The organism is Xanthomonas sp. NCPPB 2866 (genome assembly GCF_041475745.2).
GTDB classification, from domain to species: domain Bacteria; phylum Pseudomonadota; class Gammaproteobacteria; order Xanthomonadales; family Xanthomonadaceae; genus Xanthomonas; species Xanthomonas arboricola.
The window spans coordinates 2,149,152-2,168,981 of record NZ_CM192975.1 but is presented as its reverse complement, the minus strand read 5'-3'; the positions used below and the strand labels follow the sequence as shown (position 1 = coordinate 2,168,981).

Below are 19,830 nucleotides of genomic sequence, written 5' to 3'. Positions count from 1 at the left end.
CCGTGCACCGCCAGCGGACCCGGCTGTCTGCAATGCACGATTGGTGCTTCAGTTGCATGACCACATGGCCGATATCCAGTCATAGCTAACGACGCGTATGGATATGACGACCACCTTGACTCCCGCTTCAGACACACGCGAATTTGATTTTGGCGACCGCGATTTCAAGCGCGTCTGCGACCTGATCTATCAGCGTGTCGGCATCGCCCTGGCTCCGGCCAAGCGCGACATGGTGTATGGCCGGTTGTCGCGTCGTCTTCGCGTGCTCGGCCTGCGCTCCTTCCGCGACTACCTGGACCAGCTGGAAGCAGGCAACGACGAGGAGGAATGGCAGGCGTTCACCAACGCGCTGACCACCAACCTGACCTCGTTCTTCCGCGAGCCGCACCACTTCGACAAGCTGCGCGAAGAACTGCAAAAGCGCGCCTCGCAGGCGCCGTTGAAGATCTGGTCGTGCGCGGCCTCCACCGGCGAAGAGCCCTACTCCATCGCCATCACCGCCTGCGAAGCCTTCGGCACCTTGACCCCGCCGGTCAGCATCGTCGCCACCGACGTCGACACCCAGGTGCTGGAGACCGCCTCGCGCGGCGTCTACGCCATCGACCGCGTCGCCTCGCTGGACGCATCGATCAAGCGCAAGTACTTCCAGCGCGGCAGCGGCCCCAACGAAGGCAAGTGCCGGGTGATCCCGGCATTGCGCCAGCTCATCGAATACCGCCAACTGAACCTGCTGGCACCGCGTTACGACGTGGGCGGCCCGTATGCGGCGTTATTCTGCCGCAACGTGATGATCTACTTCGACAAACCGACCCAGCGCGGCATCCTGTCGCGGCTGGTCAGCCACATGGGCGACGACGGTCTGCTCTACACCGGGCATTCGGAGAACTACCTGCACGCGGCCGATCTGATCCAGCCGTGCGGGCGCACGCTGTATCGGCGCAGCCCGCGCGCGGGAGCGTCTGCATGAGTACCGCCGTGCAGGTCGACGATGTCATGCGCTATCGCGATTCGCGGTTCCAGACCATCACCGCCAAGCTGTTGCCCACCCAGTACCTGGTGGTCGACGACGACACCGCGTTGACGACCACCTTGGGATCGTGCGTTGCCGCCTGCCTGCGCGACCCGGTCCTGAAGATCGGCGGCATGAATCACTTCCTGTTGCCGGAAGGACAGGTCGGCGATGGCGCACCCGCGCGTTACGGCAGTTATGCGATGGAGTTGCTGATCAACGACATGCTCAAGCGCGGCGCGCATCGCAAACGCATCGAAGCCAAGGTCTTCGGCGGCGCCAACGTGCTCAAGGGCTTCACCAGCAACCCGGTCGGCACCCGCAACGCCGAGTTCGTGCGCCAGTACCTGCAGGCCGAACACATTCCCATCATTGCCGAAGATCTGTGCGGCATCCATCCGCGCAAGGTGTGGTTCTTCCCGACGACCGGACGCGTGGTCGTGCAGCGCTTGCCGCATGCACACGAAGCCGAAGTCGCCGCCACCGAATCGGCCGTGCGCGCCCGTCTGTCCAAAGCACCGGTTACCGGTGGAGTGGAGTTGTTCGAATGACGCTGGAAACCCCTGTGCGTGTATTGATCGTCGACGACTCGGCGGTCGTACGCCAGATGCTGACCGAAATCCTCTCGCGCGATGCCGGCATCGAGGTGATCGGCTCGGCCGCCGACCCGATCCTGGCGCGCGAAAAGATCAAACGCCTCAATCCGGACGTGATCACGCTGGATGTGGAAATGCCGCGCATGGACGGCCTGGTGTTTCTGGAAAACCTGATGCGCCTGCGCCCCACCCCGGTGGTGATGATTTCGTCGCTGACCGAGCGCGGCGCCGACACCACCTTGCAGGCCTTGTCGCTGGGTGCGGTGGATTTCGTCTCCAAGCCCAAGATCGACGTCGCACGCGGGCTGGAAGGCTACGCGGAAGAAATCGTCAGCAAGGTCAAGATGGCCTCCAAGGCCAGGGTCAGCGCGCTCAATCGTCCCAGCGCGCCCAAGGTCACCCTGGACATGCAGTCCGCACCGGTTCCCGGCAGCGCGCTGCGCTTCCGCACCACCGACCGCCTGATCGCCATCGGCGCCTCGGCCGGCGGCACCGAAGCCCTGCGCGTGGTGCTCGAACACATGCCCGCCGATGCCCCGGCGGTGGTGATGACCCAGCATCTGCCGGCCAGCTTCAGCACCGCCTTCGCCGAACGCCTCAATCGCCACTCGGCGATGTCGGTGCGCGAGGCCAGCGATGGCGAGGCGATCCTGCCGGGTCACGCCTACCTGCCGCCGGGCGGCCAGCACCTGCGCATCATCCGCGACGGTGCGCGCTGGCGCTGCCGCATCGACGACGGCCCGCCGGTCAATCGCCACAAGCCGGCGGTGGACGTGCTGTTCCGCTCCGTCGCCGCCAACGCCGGCCCGAACGCGGTCGGCGCCATCCTCACCGGCATGGGCGACGACGGTGCACGCGGCCTGCTGGAAATGTTGCAGGCCGGTGCGCCCACGCTGGTGCAGGACGAAGCCAGCAGCGTGGTGTGGGGCATGCCCGGCGCCGCCTACAAGCTCGGTGCCGCGCAGGAAGTGGTGCCGCTGAGCCGCGTTGCCGAGCGCCTGATCGCGCTGTCGGCACAGGCGCGTTGATCCGGCATGACCGTTCGTCCCCCGCATCCAGCTGAACAGGCGGCGGTTCCCGGCGTCGCGGTAACCGCATCGCTGGCGACGGCGGAGACACCGGCAGATCACGCGCCCCTCCCCAGGACGTTCAAGGTCGGCCCGATCACCGCTGGCGTGAGCAGGCCGGACGAACATCCCGATGCCACGCGCTCGCGCCTGCTGGCCGAAGCGCTGGACGGCAGCAGCAGTGCGATCCTGATCTGCGATCTGCAATCGCGCCTGCTCTACGCCAACGACGGCTTCCAGCGCATGTTCGGCTATACCGAAGCCGAACTGGTCGGCAAGCGTCCCTCGGACGTGCTGACCCGCGCGCAAAGCGACCAGGACGAGGTGGCGCGCATCCGCGACCGCGCCGATGCGTTGCAGCAGACCCAGGCCGACCTGCTGGTATACCGCAAGGACGGCACGCCGCTGTGGATTTCGCTCAACTTCAATCCGATCTACGACGCCAGGCATCTGCCGTCGCATTACGTGGCGGTGCTGACCGACATCACCGACACCAAGATGCATGAGGTGCTGCAGCACCGCGTGCTCGAGGCGCTGGTGCAGGAACGGCCGCTGATCGAGGTGATGACGCTGATCTGCACCGAGGTCGAGCGCATCGCACCGGACGTGCTGGCCACGGTCATGAGCGCGGACAACCAGGGCTGCCTGCATTCGCTGGCCGCACCCAGCCTGCCGCCGGAATATGCCGATGCGGTCAACGGACTGAAGATCGCGCCGGGTGCAGGCGCCTGCGGTACGGCCGCCTGGCGCGGCCGCCCGGTGATGGTGGAAGACATCGCCACCGACCCGCTGTTTGCGCAATTCCGCGAACTGCTGCTGCCGATGGGTCTGCGCGCGTGCTGGAGCACACCGATCCGCTCCAACAGCGCACGCGTGCTGGGTACCTTCGCGTTGTACTACCGCAAGGCGCAGCGTGCCGATGCCTGGCACGTACGCCTCACCGATCTGTGCCAGCAGTTGTGCACGCTGGCGCTGGAACGCGAACAGATCCGCCAGCGCGTGCATCAACTGGCGTTCTACGATGCGCTGACCGGCCTGCCCAACCGCATCATGTTCAGCGCACGCGCCGAGCAAGCCCTGACACAGGCCGAATACGCCGGCGAACCGGCCACGTTGATGTTCATCAACATCGACCGCTTCAAGTTGATCAACGACAGCCAGGGCCATGCCGCCGGCGATGGCCTGTTGCGCGACATCGCCTTGCGCATCGGCGAACAGCTGACCGCCACCGCCATGCTGGCGCGCCTGGCCGGCGACGAATTCGCGCTCGCGCTGCCGCAATGCAGTGCCGAGCAGGCCAGTGCCGCCGCAGAACGCGTGCTGGGCACCATCGCCAGGCCGTTGCCGGTCGGGCACATGACCGTGCATCCGTCGGCCAGTATCGGCGTGGCGATGTTTCCCGAAGATGGGCGCGACATCAACATCCTGCTGCGGCATGCCGATCTGGCCATGAACCGCGCCAAGCAGGAAGGCGGTGGACGGTTCCGTTTCTTCAGTTCCGACATGAACCGCATGGCGCAGGAACGCGTTGCGCTGGAAGCGGAGCTGCGCCAGGCGATCGACCGCGATCAACTGCAGTTGCACTACCAACCGCAGTTGCACAGCGCCGCACCGCACGCGCTATACGGCGTGGAAGCGCTGTTGCGCTGGAATCATCCGCAGATGGGCGCCATTTCGCCGGCGCGGTTCCTGCCCGTGGCCGAAGAGCAAGGCATGATGCCGCAGCTCAACGACTGGGTGCTGCGCAGTGCCTGCCGGCAGATCGCCGATTGGCGCAAGCGTGGCGTGCCGGTGTCGCGCGTGTCGGTGAACCTGTCGGCGAGCAGCTTCGAAAGCCCGCGCATGCTCAGCGACCTGTTGCGCCTGATCGCCGACATGGGCGCGCAGCCCTCCGACCTCACGCTGGAAATGACCGAGAGCGTGATGCTCTCCGGGCAACCCGGCGTCCTGGAAAACCTGCACGCCATCCGCGAAGCCGGCATCTCGTTGTCGCTGGACGACTTCGGCACCGGCTACTCCAGCCTGAGCCACCTGCATCGCCTGCCGATCGACGAGCTCAAGCTGGACATGAGCTTCGTGCGCGACATCGAACACAGCGAAGACGCCCGCGCCCTCACCACCTCGGTGCTGCGCATCGGCGAGCATCTGCGCAAGCACGTGGTTGCCGAAGGCGTGGAAAACGAAGCCCAACGCCTGTTCCTCGCCGACCTCGGCTGCGAAGTGCTGCAGGGCTATCTGTTTTCGCGGCCATTGCCGGCGGCGGCACTGGAAGCCTGGCTGGGTGCGCAGTCTTAGAGCGGCTCACGACAACCATGTCGTGGTTTGTCAGGCTGTTCTCATAGCGTTTTTACGCACGCATCAGCAAGTCGAAGCAAATTGCCAGAAGGCAAAGCATCTGATCTGGTGGTTCTGTGCAGGGCCCTTGCCCGCCCACCCTCGCAGGACACGCCGCAGGTAAGTCCTTGTAGGCGCTTACGCGGCATCCATGCCGCGTAAGGTCCCGCGACGGTGAGCGGGCAAAGACCAAGTGAGGTGGTCGGTGCTAATGGTTGCAAGCAGCGCCAACTGAGGTGGCCGGTGCTCATGCTTGCAAGCAACGCATGGTGTCGTTCTGATCGCCAGATCAGCGGCACATCATGAGAGCGATGCCTGTGCCTGACTGTTGTCTTCAAGCGCGCACCTTTGCATCCGCGTCGAATCCGATGCCACGGTGCGCTTCAACCAACCCAGCAATTGCGCAGTGACGAAGGCCGGATTCTCCAGCGATGCGATGTGCCCAGCATCGGGAATCAGCTCGTAGTCGCACCCGATCACCTCGGCCATCAGCCACAGCTCTTCGGGCGGGCGCGGAATATCGTCTGCGCCACCGAGCAGGAAGGTGCTGGCCGGATCCAGCGCGGCCATCGCCTCCAGGCGATCCGCGCGCCCGAAGATCAGCCGGCCCAGCGGCACGATGGAGGTGCGCAACTGCTCGGCCGACAGCGCCGCCAGACGCTGCGCAAACGCAGCCGGCAGCGCGGAATTCAGATCGATGCCGGGGCGGAAAAAGATCGGCACGATCGCCTCGATCAACTCAGGCGTCACCTGCCCGGCCGCTTCGATCGCATCGAGCAGACCGAAATAACGCGTTTGCGTGGCTTGCGGCTCGGCACCCAGGAAGGTATCCATCAGCACCAGGCTGCGCACGCGCTGCGGTGCCAGCAGCGCCAGCTCGGCGCCCCACATGCCGCCGACCGACAGGCCGACCACCGCGCATTGCGGCAGTTCCAGCGCATCCAGCAGCAGCAGCATCTGCCTGGCAAGATCGCCAACCGTCTGCGTGCCCGCTGGCAGCGCTGCCGATTGCCCGTGCCCCCACAACTCGGGAACGATGACCCGATAGTGCTGCGAAAGCGCCTGGATCTGCGGCTCCCACATGGCCGCGTCCCAGAGATAACTGTGGCCAAGCAACACCGGAAACCCTTGACCGTATTGTGCGTAATGCAGCGTTTGACCAGCGATCGTGCAAGTAGGCATTGGAGATCAATCAGAGCGATGGGAGCGGCGCCACTCTAGACCTGCCGACTTCAGATTTTTGTTGCAATGCGACAGACGAGTTAACTGCGATTGCCTTAACTCCCGACATTGCGCAGCCAAAACGAAGTCATCGCCCGAATAACGAAAAACGCCCGGCATCGCCGGGCGTTTTTCGAACAGGTGATCAACCAACTGGATCAGGCAGCAACGGTATCGGCCACGTCCTGATATTCCTGGATCTGATCGAAGTTCATGTAGCGGTAGATCTGATCGCCACTGGTCTTGATCACGCCCACATCGGCCATGTACTCGTCCTTGGTCGGGATACGGCCCAGACGCGAGCAGATCGCCGCCAGTTCCGCCGAACCCAGGTACACGTTGGTATTGCGGCCCAGACGATTCGGGAAGTTACGCGTGGAGGTGGAGAACACCGTGGCGCCCTCGCGTGCCTGCGCCTGGTTGCCCATGCACAGCGAGCAGCCCGGCATTTCCATGCGTGCACCGGCCGCGCCGAAGGTACCGTAATGGCCTTCCTTGGTCAGCTCGGAGGCGTCCATCTTGGTCGGCGGTGCAACCCACAGACGGGTCGGGATATCGCGCTTGCCTTCCAGCAACTTGGCAGCGGCACGGAAGTGACCGATGTTGGTCATGCACGAACCGATGAACACCTCGTCGATCGCCGCACCGGCCACTTCGGACAGCGTCTTGACGTCGTCCGGGTCGTTCGGGCACGCCACGATCGGCTCGTGGATGTCGGCCAGGTCGATCTCGATGACGGCGGCGTACTCGGCGTCGGCATCGGGCTGCAGCAGCTGCGGATCGGCCAGCCACTCTTCCATCTTCTTGATGCGGCGGCCCAGCGTGCGCGCATCGGCATAGCCTTCGGCAATCATCCAGCGCAGCAGGGTGATGTTGCTGGTCAGGTATTCGATGATCGGCGCCTTGTCCAGGTGCACGGTGCAACCGGCCGCCGAACGCTCGGCCGAGGCGTCGGACAGCTCGAACGCCTGTTCCACCTTCAGGTTCGGCAGGCCTTCGATTTCCAGGATGCGGCCGGAGAAGATGTTCTTCTTGCCCTGCTTGGCCACGGTCAGCAGACCGTCCTTGATCGCGTACAGCGGGATCGCATTGACCAGGTCACGCAGGGTCACGCCCGGCTGCATCTCACCCTTGAAGCGCACCAGCACGCTCTCGGGCATGTCCAGCGGCATCACTCCGGTGGCGGCGGCGAAGGCCACCAGGCCGGAGCCGGCCGGGAACGAAATGCCGATCGGGAAACGCGTGTGCGAGTCGCCACCGGTACCGACGGTGTCGGGCAGCAGCATGCGATTGAGCCAGCTGTGGATCACGCCATCGCCCGGACGCAGCGACACGCCGCCTCGGGTGGAGATGAACTCCGGCAAGGTGTGGTGGGTCTTGACGTCGACCGGCTTCGGATACGCGGCGGTGTGGCAGAACGACTGCATCACCAGGTCGGCCGAGAAGCCCAGGCAAGCCAGGTCCTTGAGCTCGTCGCGGGTCATCGGGCCAGTGGTGTCCTGCGAGCCCACCGAGGTCATCTTCGGCTCGCAATAGGTGCCCGGGCGCATGCCCTGGCCTTCCGGCAAGCCGCAGGCGCGGCCGACCATCTTCTGCGCCAGCGAGAAGCCCTTGCCGGTGTCCGGCGGGTCCATCGGCAGGCGGAACAGGTCAGAGGCCGGCAGGCCCAGGAACTCGCGCGCCTTGGCGGTCAGGCCGCGGCCGACGATCAGCGGAATGCGGCCACCGGCGCGCACTTCGTCGAACAGCACGTCCGACTTCATCGCGAACTCGGCGATCACCTGCCCGTTCTTCAGCGCCTTGCCGTCATACGGACGCAGCTCGACCACATCGCCGTGCTCCATCTGCGACACGTCCAGCTCGATCGGCAACGCGCCGGCGTCTTCCATCGTGTTGTAGAAGATCGGGGCGATCTTGCTGCCCAGGCACACGCCGCCGAAGCGCTTGTTCGGAATGAACGGAATGTCCTCGCCGGTCCACCACAGCACCGAGTTGGTCGCCGACTTGCGCGAGGAACCGGTACCGACCACATCGCCCACGTAGGCAACCAGATGGCCCTTGTCCTTGAGATCGGCGATGGCCTGGATCGGGCCGCGCTTGCCGTCTTCTTCCGGCTCGAAGGCCGCGCCGTCGCGCTTGTTCTTCAGCATCGCCAGCGCGTGCAGCGGGATGTCCGGGCGGGTGGTCGCATCCGGGGCCGGCGACAGGTCGTCGGTGTTGGTCTCGCCCGGCACCTTGAACACGGTGACGGTCATGCTCTGCGGCACTTCCGGCTTGCTGGTGAACCATTCGGCATCGGCCCAGCTCTGCAGCACGGCCTTGGCATGCGCGTTACCGGCTTCGGCCTTTTCCTGCACGTCGTGGAAGGCGTCGAACACCAGCAAGGTGTGCTTGAGCGCTTCGGCGGCGGTGGCGCCCAGCTCGGTGTTGTCGAGCAGGTCGATCAGCGGCTGGATGTTGTAGCCACCCAGCATGGTGCCGAGCAGCTCGGTTGCACGCGTCGGGCTGATCAGCGCGGTTTTCTCGGTGCCGAAGGCCACCGCAGCCAGGTACGAAGCCTTGACCTTGGCGGCATCATCCACGCCAGCCGGCACGCGCTGGCTGAGCAGCTCGACCAGGAATTCTTCTTCGCCCGCCGGCGGAGCCTTCAGCAGCTCGATGACCTCGGCGGTCTGCTGCGCGGTCAGCGGCAGCGGCGGGATACCGAGCGCGGCGCGCTCTGCAACGTGGTGGCGGTAGGCTTCCAACATGCGGATTCTCCGAAAGACAACAGTGAATGTGTAGACGCGAAACGTGGATCAGCTTGCGGGTTTGGGAACAACGATCTTCAAACCCTTGAAGTAGTCGCGGAAAAAGCCCTCGTCGCGGGTGATCAACCCGTCGCACTGGAGCAGCGCGTGGGCGCCGATCAGGAAATCGGCCACCACCCGCTCGCGTTTGCCGCCGCGCGCGCGGAAGCGCTTGTTCATATGGCCGGCGCGCACCGCCGCCGCTTCCTGGGTGGCTTCGTAACGCACCCCGATCGAGGCCAGGGTTTCCATCAGGTCGACCTGGGTATCGAGCATGGCCAGCACCTCGGCCACCACTGCATCGCAGACCACCACCTCGTCGCGCGCCAGCGCATCGCCGATGCAGATCTCCGACACCTCGCCGTAGACCGCATCGCCGACCAGGATGTCCAGCAGCACCGATGAATCCAGGGCGATCATGGGTCGAACGGATCCCCGGGGGCGCGGCCGCGGATGGCGCGCATCGCCTCGTCGGTGCTGGTCAGCCCGTCGACCAGCTTGAACTTGCCGCGCACCTTGCGCAGCGCCTCGCTGACGTCCTTGCGCAGGATGATGCGCCCGCCGTCGAGCTCGATCTTGAGTGTGGTGCCCTTGGTCAGGCCCAGGGCATCGCGCACGGCCTTGGGCAGCGTGATCTGTCCGCGTTCGGCAACTGTGGCTTCCATGGAGGTGGCCCCGGCAGAAAGTATGCGCCGATTTTACATACTTGACTTGTCGTACTCAAGGCCACATACCCTGTCTTGCAACCGAACGTACACACTGAATTGGTCACACTGTTCCAAACAGACCTACAGCCTGCAGCCATAGGAGTGATGCATGAGCGATTCCTTTTCCACCCGCACCTCGCTTGAGGTCCACGGCAAGCGCTACGAGTACTACAGCCTGCCGAAGCTGGGCGAGCGCTTCGATATCGGCCATCTGCCCTATTCGATGAAGATCCTGCTGGAGAACCTGCTCCGGCACGAGGACGGCGGTGTCACCGTCGGCAAGGACCATATCGAAGCGGTCGCCAAGTGGGACCCCACCGCCGAGCCCGATATCGAAATCGCCTTCATGCCCGCCCGCGTGGTGCTGCAGGACTTCACCGGCGTGCCATGCGTGGTCGACCTGGCCGCGATGCGCGATGCCGTGGTCAAGCTCGGCGGCAACGCCGACCAGATCAACCCGCAGATCCCCTCCGAACTGGTTATCGACCACTCGGTGCAGGTGGACGTGTTCGGCTCGGCCGATGCGCTCGACCTCAACGGCAAGATCGAATTCCAGCGCAACCAGGAACGCTACGGCTTCCTGCGCTGGGGCCAGAAGGCATTCGAAAACTTCAAGGTGGTGCCACCCAACACCGGTATCGTCCACCAGGTGAACCTGGAGAATCTGGCGCGCGTGGTGATGAGCGCGGACAAGGACGGAACACAGATCGCCTACCCGGACACCGTGTTCGGCACCGACAGCCATACCACCATGATCAACGGCATCGGCGTGCTGGGCTGGGGCGTGGGCGGGATCGAGGCCGAGGCCGCGATGCTGGGGCAGCCCTCGTCGATGCTGATCCCGCAGGTGGTCGGCTTCAAGCTCAGCGGCAAGCTGCCCGAAGGCGCCACCGCCACCGATCTGGTGCTCACCGTCACCCAGATGCTGCGCAAGGCCGGCGTGGTCGGCAAGTTCGTCGAGTTCTACGGCGAAGGCCTGCAGCATCTGCCGCTGGCCGACCGCGCCACCATCGGCAACATGGCACCGGAGTATGGTGCCACCTGCGGCATCTTCCCGGTCGACGACGAATCGCTGACCTATTTGCGCCTGTCCGGCCGCAGCGAGGAGCAGATCGCGCTGGTCGAGGCCTATGCCAAGGCGCAGGGCCTGTGGCACGACGCCAACACCCCGCCGGCGCAGTACAGCGCCACGCTGGAGCTGGACATGGGCGAGGTCAAGCCCTCGCTGGCCGGCCCCAAGCGCCCGCAGGACCGCGTGCTGCTGGAAGACATGCAGTCCAACTTCCGCGAGAGCCTCAAGCCGTTCGTGGATGCGCGCAGCAAGCGCCTGACCGACATCAAGCAGGAAGACCGGCTGAAGAACGAAGGCGGCGGCGGCACTGCGGTCGGCGCCAAGGCAGCGCAGGCCGAGAGTTCCACCGACAGCGGTGCCGGCTGGCAGCTGCGCGACGGCTCGGTGGTGATCGCCGCGATCACCTCGTGCACCAACACCTCCAACCCGGCAGTGATGCTGGGCGCCGGCCTGCTCGCGCGTAACGCGGCGGCCAAGGGGCTGAAGGCGCAGCCATGGGTGAAGACCTCGCTCGGGCCGGGCTCACGCGTGGTCACCGATTACCTGAGCAAGGCCGGTGTGCTCGCCGATCTGGAAACGCTCGGTTTCTACGTGGTCGGCTACGGCTGCACCACCTGCATCGGCAACTCCGGCCCGCTGCCGGACGATGTGTCTGCAGCGATCGCCAAGGACGACCTGGTGGTGTCTTCGGTGTTGTCGGGCAACCGCAACTTCGAAGGCCGCGTGCATCCCGAAGTGAAGATGAACTACCTCGCCTCGCCGCCGCTGGTGGTGGCGTATGCGATCGCCGGTACCACCGACATCAACCTCACCACCGATCCGCTCGGCACCGGTAGCGACGGGCAGCCGGTGTATCTGCGCGACATCTGGCCGAGCAACAAGGAAATCGGCGACACCATCGCCGCCACCGTCGGCCCGGAGATGTTCAAGCAGAACTACGCCGACGTGTTCAAGGGCGACAGCCGCTGGAACACCATCGCCTCCCCGGATGGTGCCCTGTACGAATGGGACGCGACCTCGACCTACATCAAGAACCCGCCCTACTTCGACGGCATGACCATGCAGGTCGGCCACGTCGAGGACGTGCACGGTGCGCGCATCATGGGCCTGTTCGGCGACTCGATCACCACCGACCACATCTCGCCGGCCGGCAACATCAAGAAGGATTCGCCGGCGGGCCGTTTCCTGCAGGAGCGCGGCGTGCAACCGGCCGACTTCAACAGCTACGGCAGCCGCCGCGGCAATGACGACGTGATGGTGCGCGGTACCTTCGCCAACATCCGCATCAAGAACCTGATGTTCGGCGGCGAAGAAGGCGGTAACACGCTGTACTACGGCAAGGACGGCGCGGCGCCGGAAAAACTGGCGATCTACGATGCGGCAGTGAAGTACAAGGCCGACGGCGTGCCGCTGGTGGTGCTGGCCGGCAAGGAATACGGCACCGGCTCCTCGCGCGACTGGGCGGCCAAGGGCACCAACCTGCTCGGCGTCAAGGCGGTGATCGCCGAGAGCTTCGAGCGTATCCATCGCTCCAACCTGGTCGGCATGGGCGTGCTGCCGCTGCAGTTCCTGGAGAACGAAAACGCGCAGACGCTGGGCCTGGATGGTTCCGAAGTGCTGGACATCACCGGCCTGCAGGACGGCGCCAGCCGCCGTGCCACCGTGGATGCCAGAAAGTCCGACGGCAGCGTCAAGCAGTTCCAGGTCAAGGTGCTGCTGCTGACGCCCAAGGAAGTGGAGTACTTCAAGCACGGCGGCCTGCTGCAGTACGTGCTGCGCCAACTGGCCGCACGCAAGGCAGCCTGATCGCAAGGCGCGCTGCGCCATCAGCTCGACGACACTCCCGCCGCCTGGCGGGAGTGTCGTTTTGGGTGGCCAGAACTCGCCAACGCCGGGACGGTGAACCGTCGTCGGAGGCAGCAAGACGCTGCACGCGACGCAGCGCAACGGGCGAGATACCTTGCCACCAGACACCGGCCGCGCTCGCCTGACGATGCGCACACCGGAATCGCCGTGCTCAGCGCCCCGCGGGCTCCCATTGCGCGTGCGTCAGCTGCCAGTCGCCGTCCTGCAGGCGCCAGCCGGTGGTCACCTGATAGGTCTGTGCCTGCTCGGGCAGCCAGCGTCCGCTGCCACCGGTCAGCAGCGCGGTGAAGCGCACGCGCGCGGTGTCGTCGCGCAGCTGCACCTCCACCGGCCCCAGGGTCACGCCGATGCGGCGGTTGCCCAGCATCTGCAGTTGCATCAGTCGCCGCAGCCCGGCTGCGTCCAGTCCTTGTTCGCCGACAAAGTCCTCGGCCACCGGCGCCATCGCCGCGCCAATCTGCCGCGCCTCGATCGCCTGATGCATCGCTTCCAGTGTTGCGCGTAGCCGTTGCTCCGGTGCGGCACGCGTGCAACCGCTCAAGGCCACGACCAAAATCGCGACCAGCCCGACCCGCCACCACGCTTGAATGCTGCTCTGCATCACGCTTCGCCTTTTCCATCCATGACGGTATGCTGCCCGCTGTTGTAGTGCCGTGGAACACACCGCGTCACGTACCGAATACCCTGGAGGGGGGCAGATGAATCAGGCACGTCCTTGGTTGCAAAGTTATCCGGCCGGCGTTGCCGCCGAGATCGATCTGGAGCAGTTCCGTACCGTGGCCGAGGTGTTCGCCACCTCGGTCAAGCGGTTTGCCGACCGCCCCGCGTATCACAGCTTCGGCAAGACCATCACCTATCGCGAAGCTGATCAGCTGGTCGAACAATTCGCCGCCTATCTGCTTGGCGAACTGCAGTTGAAGAAGGGCGACCGCGTCGCCCTGATGATGCCCAACTGCCTGCAGTATCCGGTCGCCACCTTTGGCATCCTGCGTGCCGGCCTGACCGTGGTCAACGTCAATCCGCTGTACACCCCGCGCGAGCTGAAGCATCAGCTGATCGACTCCGGCGCCAGCGTGCTGGTGGTGATCGACAACTTCGGCACCACTGTGCAGCAGGTCATCGCCGACACCCCGGTCAAGCAGGTGATCACCACCGGGCTGGGCGACATGCTCGGCTTCCCGAAAGCGGCGCTGGTCAATTTCGTCGTCAAGTACGTCAAGAAGCTGGTGCCCGATTACCGCATCAATGGCGCGATCCGTTTCCGCGACGCACTGGCGCTGGGCCGCAAGCACAGCGTGCCGACCTTGCAGATCGAGCCCGACGACATCGCCTTCCTGCAGTACACCGGCGGCACCACCGGCGTGGCCAAGGGCGCGATGCTCACCCACCGCAATCTGGTGGCCAACATGCAGCAGGCCCATCAGTGGCTTGCCGGCACCGGCAAGCTGGAAGAAGGCGCCGAGGTGGTGATCACCGCGCTGCCGCTGTACCACATCTTCGCATTGACGGCCAACGGCCTGGTCTTCATGAAGATCGGCGGCTGCAATCACCTGATCAGCAATCCGCGCGACATGCCCGGCTTCGTCAAGGAACTGAAGAAGACCCGCTTCACCGCCTTCACCGGGGTCAACACGCTGTTCAACGGCCTGCTCAATACCCCCGGCTTCGATCAGGTGGATTTCTCCTCGCTCAAGATGACCCTGGGCGGCGGCATGGCGGTGCAACGTTCGGTCGCCGAACGCTGGAAAAAAGTCACCGGCCTGACCCTGGTCGAGGCCTACGGCCTGACCGAAACCTCGCCGGCCGCGTGCATCAACCCGATGGACCTGAAGGACTACAACGGCTCGATCGGCCTGCCGATTCCGTCCACCGATGCCTGCATCAAGGACGACGCCGGCGCGGCGCTGCCATTGGGCGAGATCGGCGAGCTGTGCATCAAGGGCCCGCAGGTGATGAAGGGCTACTGGAAGAAGCCCGAAGAAACCGCCAAGGTCATGGATGCCGACGGCTGGCTGCATACCGGCGATATCGCGCGGATGGACGAACAGGGCTTCGTCTACATCGTCGACCGCAAGAAGGACATGATCCTGGTGTCCGGCTTCAACGTGTATCCGAACGAGATCGAGGACGTGATTGCCGAGATGCCCGGCGTGCTGGAAGTGGCCGCCGTCGGCGTACCGGACGAGAAGTCCGGCGAGATCGTCAAGGCCGTCATCGTGAAGAAAGACCCTGCCCTGACCGCCGACGCCGTCAAGGCGCACTGCCGCGCCAACCTGACCGGCTACAAGCAGCCGCGAGTGATCGAGTTCCGCAAGGAACTGCCGAAAACCAACGTCGGCAAAATCCTGCGCCGCGAATTGCGGGATGCGCCCAAGGGCTAATCCACCTACGCCAGCGCAGATCGACAGCCACCCGGCTGTCATCCAACGCCCGCACTGCCGCCAGGCTTGCGGGCGTTTGTTTTTGCACGCTTCGGACGGAACGTTCGTTTCGGACGGCCAGCGTGACGACGCGCGCGCCGGAATAAGGGCCGATTTGCACTTGGTTATCTGCGCCGTTCCGATGCATGGAAATACCATGCGTTTTTAAAGCTCATGACAGTCCCCCAGGGAGTACTTCGGTGAACCCGGAACGCAGAATCACGGAACACATAATTTCAAGAATGTGCAATTCACAATAAACTACTTTTGCTTGCGGAAATTCACTGAAAGATTCAGGTCATAGGGCTCACCGGATAGAAAGGAAGCCCTCTGCGTTCATGGAGATAGTGCCGGTGTAGCATCGATTCGGAGTGGATCGCACGCGCCCGCCGGCGTTCACTCTCCCACTGCGGGCTTTTCCAGGATCACGCCCATGAACACGATTGAAAAGATTTCCCTCGGTCGTCCCCACTCCACCATTCGGGTCGATTCTTCGGCTGCTGACGGCACCCACTGGTTGTTCATGCATGCCGATGCGCCTTTTGGCATACGTCCCTGCTGCAGTCCTGAGTTACTGGAAGACATCTGGGATGTCATGGGCTCCATCACCCGCGCCCCGCATGAGCGACGCAGCGGGGAACTGCGCCATTTCGTACTCGCCTCCGACGCGGACGCCTTCAATCTCGGTGGCGATCTGGACCTGTTCGCACGCTTGATCCGCGAACAGAATCGCGAGCAACTCATGCGGTATGCGATTCGCTGCGTGGAAGGCGTCCATCACCTGCATACCGGCTTCGGTGGGGACGTGCGCAGCATTGCGCTGCTGCAGGGCGATGCATTGGGAGGCGGGCTGGAGATGGCCCTGGCCTGCCATACCATCGTGGCCGAGGAAGGCATCGGCATGGGACTGCCCGAGGTCCTGTTCGGCCTGTTTCCGGGCATGGGCGCGTATTCCTTCCTGTGCCGCCGCGTTTCGCCCCATCTGGCGGAAAAAATCATTCTCGATGGACGCATTTACAGCAGCGAAGAAATGCATGCGATGGGGATCGTGGACGTACTCGTACCGAAGGGCCAAGGCGTGGTTGCCACAGAAACGCTGATTCGCCAGCAAAAGCGCATCTCCCACTCCTATCTGGCGATGAACGCCGCACGCAACCTCGCGCAGGCGGTGCCTTACGAGGAATTGCTGCGCATCACCGAAGTCTGGGTAGACACGGCCCTGGCACTCAGTGAGAAATCACTGCGCACGATGGACCGTTTGGTCAAAGCACAGAACCGCCGCGCAGGCGCGGGTGTCGCCTGATTTTGGTGGATCCAATACTGGGGGAATCAGGCCCGGCCTATTGCCGGGCTTCGCTTACCCACGGTCGCCATTCCCGCTGACGCCTCCGTCGGACTTATTTTGAGCACGCTGGGCGAGCGCCTCGCGCCCAAGCTTCAAACCATTCTTCAGCTGCTCCAGTCTTTGACTCCATTCTGCTCGCAGCTGCGCTTCCGGCAGGCGCATCAACTCACCGCCCTGTTCGGCCAACATCACCAGCCCGAGATTGCTGGAAACACCTTTGACCGCGTGAGCATGCTCGCGTAGACGTGCCCAGTCTCCGTCCGCCGCCGCCTTACCGAGCTGGACAACACATGCCGCAGCATCGCTGAGACATTGTTGAATGAACTCGCGTTCGAACTCATTTCCCATCCCCAGTTCCGCCAGCTCGTCGAGCACGGCAGGATCGAGGACTGCGCCGCTTGGCGCCGCGCTACGGGTACCAATGCTCAGATCGGTCTGACGCAGCTTCTGGTTGACCGCGATTTCGGCCAGCGTATCCAGCAACTTGATCGCCGCCACCGGCTTGGCCAGGAATGCATAGGCGCCCGCTTGTTCGCAGCTGCGAATCGACTCGGGGGTGACATCAGCGCTCAATACCACGATCGGGGTTCCCGGCTTACCACCGGCCTGCATGACCCTCAGCTGCTTCAGCATGTCCAGACCGCTGACACCAGGCATATGCAGGTCGACGATGGCCGCGTCGTAGTCGGCTTCGGCCAACGCATCCAGAACGGCTTCGCCGCCATCAACACAGGTGACGCGATGCCCTGCTTTTTGCAGCAGCCGCTGCAGCACGAGGCGATTTGCCAGATGGTCGTCTGCCACCAGGATCTGCATGCTACGCACGCGGGCACGGTGACGTAGGAACGGATCGGCAAACGCAATCACGTTGCCCGGTATGGTGGTGGACTCCGTCTCATGCAGCACAGGCGACGGAGTTGCTGCAGGCTTGGCGGTCGCCAGGCCGAACGGCAGTTCAAACCAGAACAAGCTGCCGCCTTCGGGATTTTCCTCAAACCCGATCGCGCCACCCATCGACTGCACCAGCCCCCTGGCGATCGTCGTTCCGAGACCGCTGCCTTCGAAGCGGCGCGCCAGTCCGGTGTCCGCCTGTTCGAACGCCTCGAACAAACGCGGACGCATGTCGACCGGCACACCGATCCCGGTATCGAGCACTTCAAAACGGAGCAGCACACCAGCGCGGCCACTGGCCTCGGTGGCCGCCACCTTCAACTGGACACTGCCGTGGTCGGTGAACTTGACCGCATTGCCGACCAGATTGAGCAGGATCTGCTGCAGATGTCCCGCATCCCCGTGCACGCGGGGAGGGACATCTGCAGCGATAGTTGCCTGATAACGCAAGCCCTTGGCCTTGGCCTGCGGCTCCAGGATCAGACCGATTGCCTGCAAGGTGTCATGCACTGCAAAGTCGGACGCGTTGATCCGCAGCTTGCCAGCTTCGATGGCCGAGATGTCCAGCACCTCCTCCACCAGCGCCAGCAGACTGCGTGTGGAGGCTTGAATGGTTTTCAGGCATTCGCGCTGCTCATCGTCCAGACGCGTCGTTGCCAATACCTCGGTCATTCCGGACAGACCGTTCAGCGGTGTCCGAAACTCGTGACTCATGTTGGCCAGAAAGCGGCTCTTGGCCTCGCTGGCGCGGCGCGCCTCGGCGGTTGCACGGGTCAACTGCCGCAGCAGACTGGAGAAATACAGCGGAACGGCGGCCAGACCAACCGCAAGCCCGACCCCAAGGCGCTGGTTGCGTTGCCAGTATTCGGTCATCGACAGCGTCGTGGAAAAGCTCACCACCGCCATTGCCACCGCAAGATACAGATAGCGGTTGCCGTAGCGCAGGCCATTACCGACGGTGACCCACATCACCACGACATAGACCCAGGCCAGCGGCTCGCCCATCTGGATCATGCCGGCCGCCATCAACCCGTAATCGGCCAGCATGCCCAGGATGCGACGCGCATCCGAGCGGTCGGGTCGCCACAGCAGCCATCCGAACAACGCCAGGCCAAGCCCGAGGCCTGTCAGCACGATGACCAAGACACCGGTGTGCTGGTGCAGCGGCAAACTGTGCCGGACACTCGGCACGAGGACATACGACAGGATCAGGCTGATCAGAACGATGCGGACGATCGCCTGGCCATGTTCGCTGTCAGGTCGATTCATCAACCGCTGCCGGATCCTTCCGAACGGATTCATAGCCTTACACCCCGGGTCGTGCCGATGCGGTCGAGAATTCGCCGCAGATCTGGTCCAGCTGCGCGCGGCCGCGCAGCAGCGCATCCACACAGCGTGGGTCGAACAGGCGGCCGCGTTGTGCGTAGAGATAAGCCAGCGCGGCGTCCATGGTCCAGGCCTCCTTGTACGGGCGCGGCGACAACAGTGCGTCGAAGACGTCGGCCACCGCCACGATGCGCGCTTCCAGCGGAATCGCCTCGCCCACCAGTCCATCCGGATAGCCGGTGCCGTCATAGCGCTCGTGGTGACGCAGCGCGATCAGGGCGCCGACCTGGATGAAGCGGTTCTGGCTGCCGCTGAGCAGCTCGTAGCCGATCCGCGGATGCCGCTTCATGATGCTCATCTCGTCGTCGGTGAGCTTGCCCGGCTTGAGCAGCACCGCATCGGGAATGGCGATCTTGCCCATGTCGTGCAGCGGTGCGGCCATCTCGATGATGCGCACTTCTTCTTCCGACAAGCCGAGCTGCTCGGCGATCAGGCCGGCCACGTGCGACATGCGCTCCAGGAAGGCGCTGGTGCCCGAGTCGCGGTACTCGATGGCACGCGCCAGCCGCGACAGCGTCTCGCGTTCGCGCTCCTCTACCTCGTTCATGCTGGCCAGCAGACGCTGCTCCAGCGACAGTGCGCGTTGCTTGACGCTTTCGCTCTGCTGACGCAGCTGCAGCAAATTGGCGCAGCGCGCACGCAGTTCGCGCGGGCGGATCGGCTTGACCAGGAAATCGATCACGCCCGCTTCCAGCGCCGCCTGGCGGATCGGCTCGTCGCCGACGATGGTGATCAGGATGATCGGAATATCGCGATGGCTGGGCAGCCGGCGCAGACGCCGGGCGAACTCCAGCCCATCCATGCCGGGCATGCGGTAGTCGAGCAGCAACAGATCAACCCGTCCGGCCTCGCACCACGCCAGCGCGTCGAGCGGGTCACCGAAATCGTAGACTTTCAACTCCGGTGCGATGTCCTCGATGACGTGGCGCAGCATCGTCCGCGCAGACATCTGGTCATCGACAATGACGATGTTCAATCCCAGATCCGCCTTTTCCGACCAGCTTCCCGATGGATCCGCCGACGATACGCCGGCAAGATTACCCAAAACATCCTGCATAGCCGTTGCTCCTCTATCCCGAGAACGGAAAAGCGATGACGCCGGCCGCTGTGCCGACTCCCCCGACGAT

Annotated in this window: 14 protein-coding genes; 7 read left to right on the top strand and 7 right to left on the bottom strand. The window is 64.3% G+C overall.

Going from position 1 to position 19,830, the window contains the following annotated elements; all coding sequences use genetic code 11:
- The first annotated feature begins 97 nt into the window (after window positions 1-97).
- From ACCQ04_RS09395 to ACCQ04_RS09380, 4 genes are read left to right on the top strand one after another with little or no spacing between them, the layout of a single operon-like run.
- On the top strand, window positions 98-967 hold the full coding sequence (locus ACCQ04_RS09395) for a CheR family methyltransferase (protein ID WP_226427791.1): 870 nt from the start codon (window positions 98-100) through the stop codon (window positions 965-967).
- Entirely contained in the window at window positions 964-1,560 is a 597-nt protein-coding gene (gene cheD / locus ACCQ04_RS09390; protein ID WP_005993860.1) for a chemoreceptor glutamine deamidase CheD, read from the top strand. The genes ACCQ04_RS09395 and cheD overlap by 4 nt, the downstream gene beginning before the upstream one ends.
- Window positions 1,557-2,633, top strand: coding sequence for a protein-glutamate methylesterase/protein-glutamine glutaminase (locus ACCQ04_RS09385; RefSeq protein WP_039510453.1), 1,077 nt, complete (start codon window positions 1,557-1,559; stop codon window positions 2,631-2,633). The genes cheD and ACCQ04_RS09385 overlap by 4 nt, the downstream gene beginning before the upstream one ends.
- Window positions 2,634-2,639: 6 nt before the next feature.
- Window positions 2,640-4,967 (top strand): EAL domain-containing protein, encoded by a 2,328-nt coding sequence (locus tag ACCQ04_RS09380; RefSeq protein ID WP_226427790.1) that lies wholly within the window; start codon window positions 2,640-2,642, stop codon window positions 4,965-4,967.
- A 339-nt stretch (window positions 4,968-5,306) separates the two neighbouring features.
- On the opposite strand, the gene ACCQ04_RS09375 is transcribed toward ACCQ04_RS09380, so the two are convergent.
- The 4 genes from ACCQ04_RS09375 to ACCQ04_RS09360 all read right to left on the bottom strand — a co-directional run bounded on the left by ACCQ04_RS09375 (window position 5,307) and on the right by ACCQ04_RS09360 (window position 9,681).
- Entirely contained in the window at window positions 5,307-6,188 is an 882-nt protein-coding gene (locus ACCQ04_RS09375; protein ID WP_226427789.1) for an alpha/beta fold hydrolase, read from the bottom strand.
- Window positions 6,189-6,385: 197 nt separating this feature from the next.
- Entirely contained in the window at window positions 6,386-8,977 is a 2,592-nt protein-coding gene (gene acnB, locus ACCQ04_RS09370; protein ID WP_226427788.1) for a bifunctional aconitate hydratase 2/2-methylisocitrate dehydratase, read from the bottom strand.
- A 48-nt stretch (window positions 8,978-9,025) separates the two neighbouring features.
- Window positions 9,026-9,436: a type II toxin-antitoxin system VapC family toxin gene (locus tag ACCQ04_RS09365; RefSeq protein WP_024937706.1), complete on the bottom strand. Its 411-nt coding sequence runs from the start codon at window positions 9,434-9,436 to the stop codon at window positions 9,026-9,028.
- The gene (locus tag ACCQ04_RS09360) at window positions 9,433-9,681 is read right to left on the bottom strand and encodes an AbrB/MazE/SpoVT family DNA-binding domain-containing protein (RefSeq protein WP_016903180.1); all 249 of its coding nucleotides are present in this window, start codon (window positions 9,679-9,681) and stop codon (window positions 9,433-9,435) included. Before ACCQ04_RS09360 ends, ACCQ04_RS09365 begins: the two co-directional genes overlap by 4 nt.
- A gap of 151 nt (window positions 9,682-9,832) precedes the next feature.
- On the opposite strand from ACCQ04_RS09360, the gene acnA reads away from it, so the two are divergent.
- The gene (gene acnA, locus ACCQ04_RS09355) at window positions 9,833-12,601 is read left to right on the top strand and encodes an aconitate hydratase AcnA (RefSeq protein WP_104576817.1); all 2,769 of its coding nucleotides are present in this window, start codon (window positions 9,833-9,835) and stop codon (window positions 12,599-12,601) included.
- Window positions 12,602-12,812: 211 nt separating this feature from the next.
- Here the strand turns inward: acnA and ACCQ04_RS09350 are convergent, their stop codons facing one another.
- A complete protein-coding gene (locus ACCQ04_RS09350) occupies window positions 12,813-13,262 on the bottom strand; it encodes a Cif family virulence factor (RefSeq protein WP_024937708.1) in 450 nt (149 codons plus the stop codon).
- 97 nt (window positions 13,263-13,359) lie between these two features.
- Here ACCQ04_RS09350 and rpfB point away from each other — a divergent pair, with 97 nt between their 5' ends.
- Both rpfB and ACCQ04_RS09340 read left to right on the top strand, forming a co-directional pair.
- Entirely contained in the window at window positions 13,360-15,042 is a 1,683-nt protein-coding gene (rpfB, locus tag ACCQ04_RS09345; RefSeq protein WP_024937709.1) for a fatty acyl-CoA ligase RpfB, read from the top strand.
- 472 nt (window positions 15,043-15,514) lie between these two features.
- The gene (locus tag ACCQ04_RS09340; protein WP_024937710.1) at window positions 15,515-16,384 is read left to right on the top strand and encodes a crotonase/enoyl-CoA hydratase family protein; all 870 of its coding nucleotides are present in this window, start codon (window positions 15,515-15,517) and stop codon (window positions 16,382-16,384) included.
- A gap of 54 nt (window positions 16,385-16,438) precedes the next feature.
- On the opposite strand, the gene ACCQ04_RS09335 is transcribed toward ACCQ04_RS09340, so the two are convergent.
- Together ACCQ04_RS09335 and rpfG are read right to left on the bottom strand one after the other, a co-directional pair.
- Window positions 16,439-18,586, bottom strand: a complete 2,148-nt coding sequence (locus ACCQ04_RS09335) for an ATP-binding protein (RefSeq protein WP_226427787.1) — start codon at window positions 18,584-18,586, stop codon at window positions 16,439-16,441.
- A 37-nt stretch (window positions 18,587-18,623) separates the two neighbouring features.
- A complete protein-coding gene (rpfG, locus tag ACCQ04_RS09330; RefSeq protein WP_029219717.1) occupies window positions 18,624-19,760 on the bottom strand; it encodes a cyclic di-GMP phosphodiesterase response regulator RpfG in 1,137 nt (378 codons plus the stop codon).
- Window positions 19,761-19,830: the final 70 nt, after the last annotated feature.

What these genes read in the sequence shown, in the direction of transcription:
- acnA (WP_104576817.1), top strand. Translation starts at nt 9,833, where the DNA reads ATGAGCGATTCCTTTTCCACCCGCACCTCGCTTGAGGTCCACGGCAAG.
- ACCQ04_RS09335 (WP_226427787.1), bottom strand. Translation starts at nt 18,586, where the DNA reads ATGAATCGACCTGACAGCGAACATGGCCAGGCGATCGTCCGCATCGTT.
- ACCQ04_RS09380 (WP_226427790.1), top strand. Translation starts at nt 2,640, where the DNA reads ATGACCGTTCGTCCCCCGCATCCAGCTGAACAGGCGGCGGTTCCCGGC.
- ACCQ04_RS09365 (WP_024937706.1), bottom strand. Translation starts at nt 9,436, where the DNA reads ATGATCGCCCTGGATTCATCGGTGCTGCTGGACATCCTGGTCGGCGAT.
- ACCQ04_RS09350 (WP_024937708.1), bottom strand. Translation starts at nt 13,262, where the DNA reads ATGCAGAGCAGCATTCAAGCGTGGTGGCGGGTCGGGCTGGTCGCGATT.
- ACCQ04_RS09340 (WP_024937710.1), top strand. Translation starts at nt 15,515, where the DNA reads ATGAACACGATTGAAAAGATTTCCCTCGGTCGTCCCCACTCCACCATT.
- rpfB (WP_024937709.1), top strand. Translation starts at nt 13,360, where the DNA reads ATGAATCAGGCACGTCCTTGGTTGCAAAGTTATCCGGCCGGCGTTGCC.
- ACCQ04_RS09385 (WP_039510453.1), top strand. Translation starts at nt 1,557, where the DNA reads ATGACGCTGGAAACCCCTGTGCGTGTATTGATCGTCGACGACTCGGCG.
- ACCQ04_RS09360 (WP_016903180.1), bottom strand. Translation starts at nt 9,681, where the DNA reads ATGGAAGCCACAGTTGCCGAACGCGGACAGATCACGCTGCCCAAGGCC.
- ACCQ04_RS09395 (WP_226427791.1), top strand. Translation starts at nt 98, where the DNA reads ATGGATATGACGACCACCTTGACTCCCGCTTCAGACACACGCGAATTT.
- ACCQ04_RS09375 (WP_226427789.1), bottom strand. Translation starts at nt 6,188, where the DNA reads ATGCCTACTTGCACGATCGCTGGTCAAACGCTGCATTACGCACAATAC.
- acnB (WP_226427788.1), bottom strand. Translation starts at nt 8,977, where the DNA reads ATGTTGGAAGCCTACCGCCACCACGTTGCAGAGCGCGCCGCGCTCGGT.
- cheD (WP_005993860.1), top strand. Translation starts at nt 964, where the DNA reads ATGAGTACCGCCGTGCAGGTCGACGATGTCATGCGCTATCGCGATTCG.
- rpfG (WP_029219717.1), bottom strand. Translation starts at nt 19,760, where the DNA reads ATGCAGGATGTTTTGGGTAATCTTGCCGGCGTATCGTCGGCGGATCCA.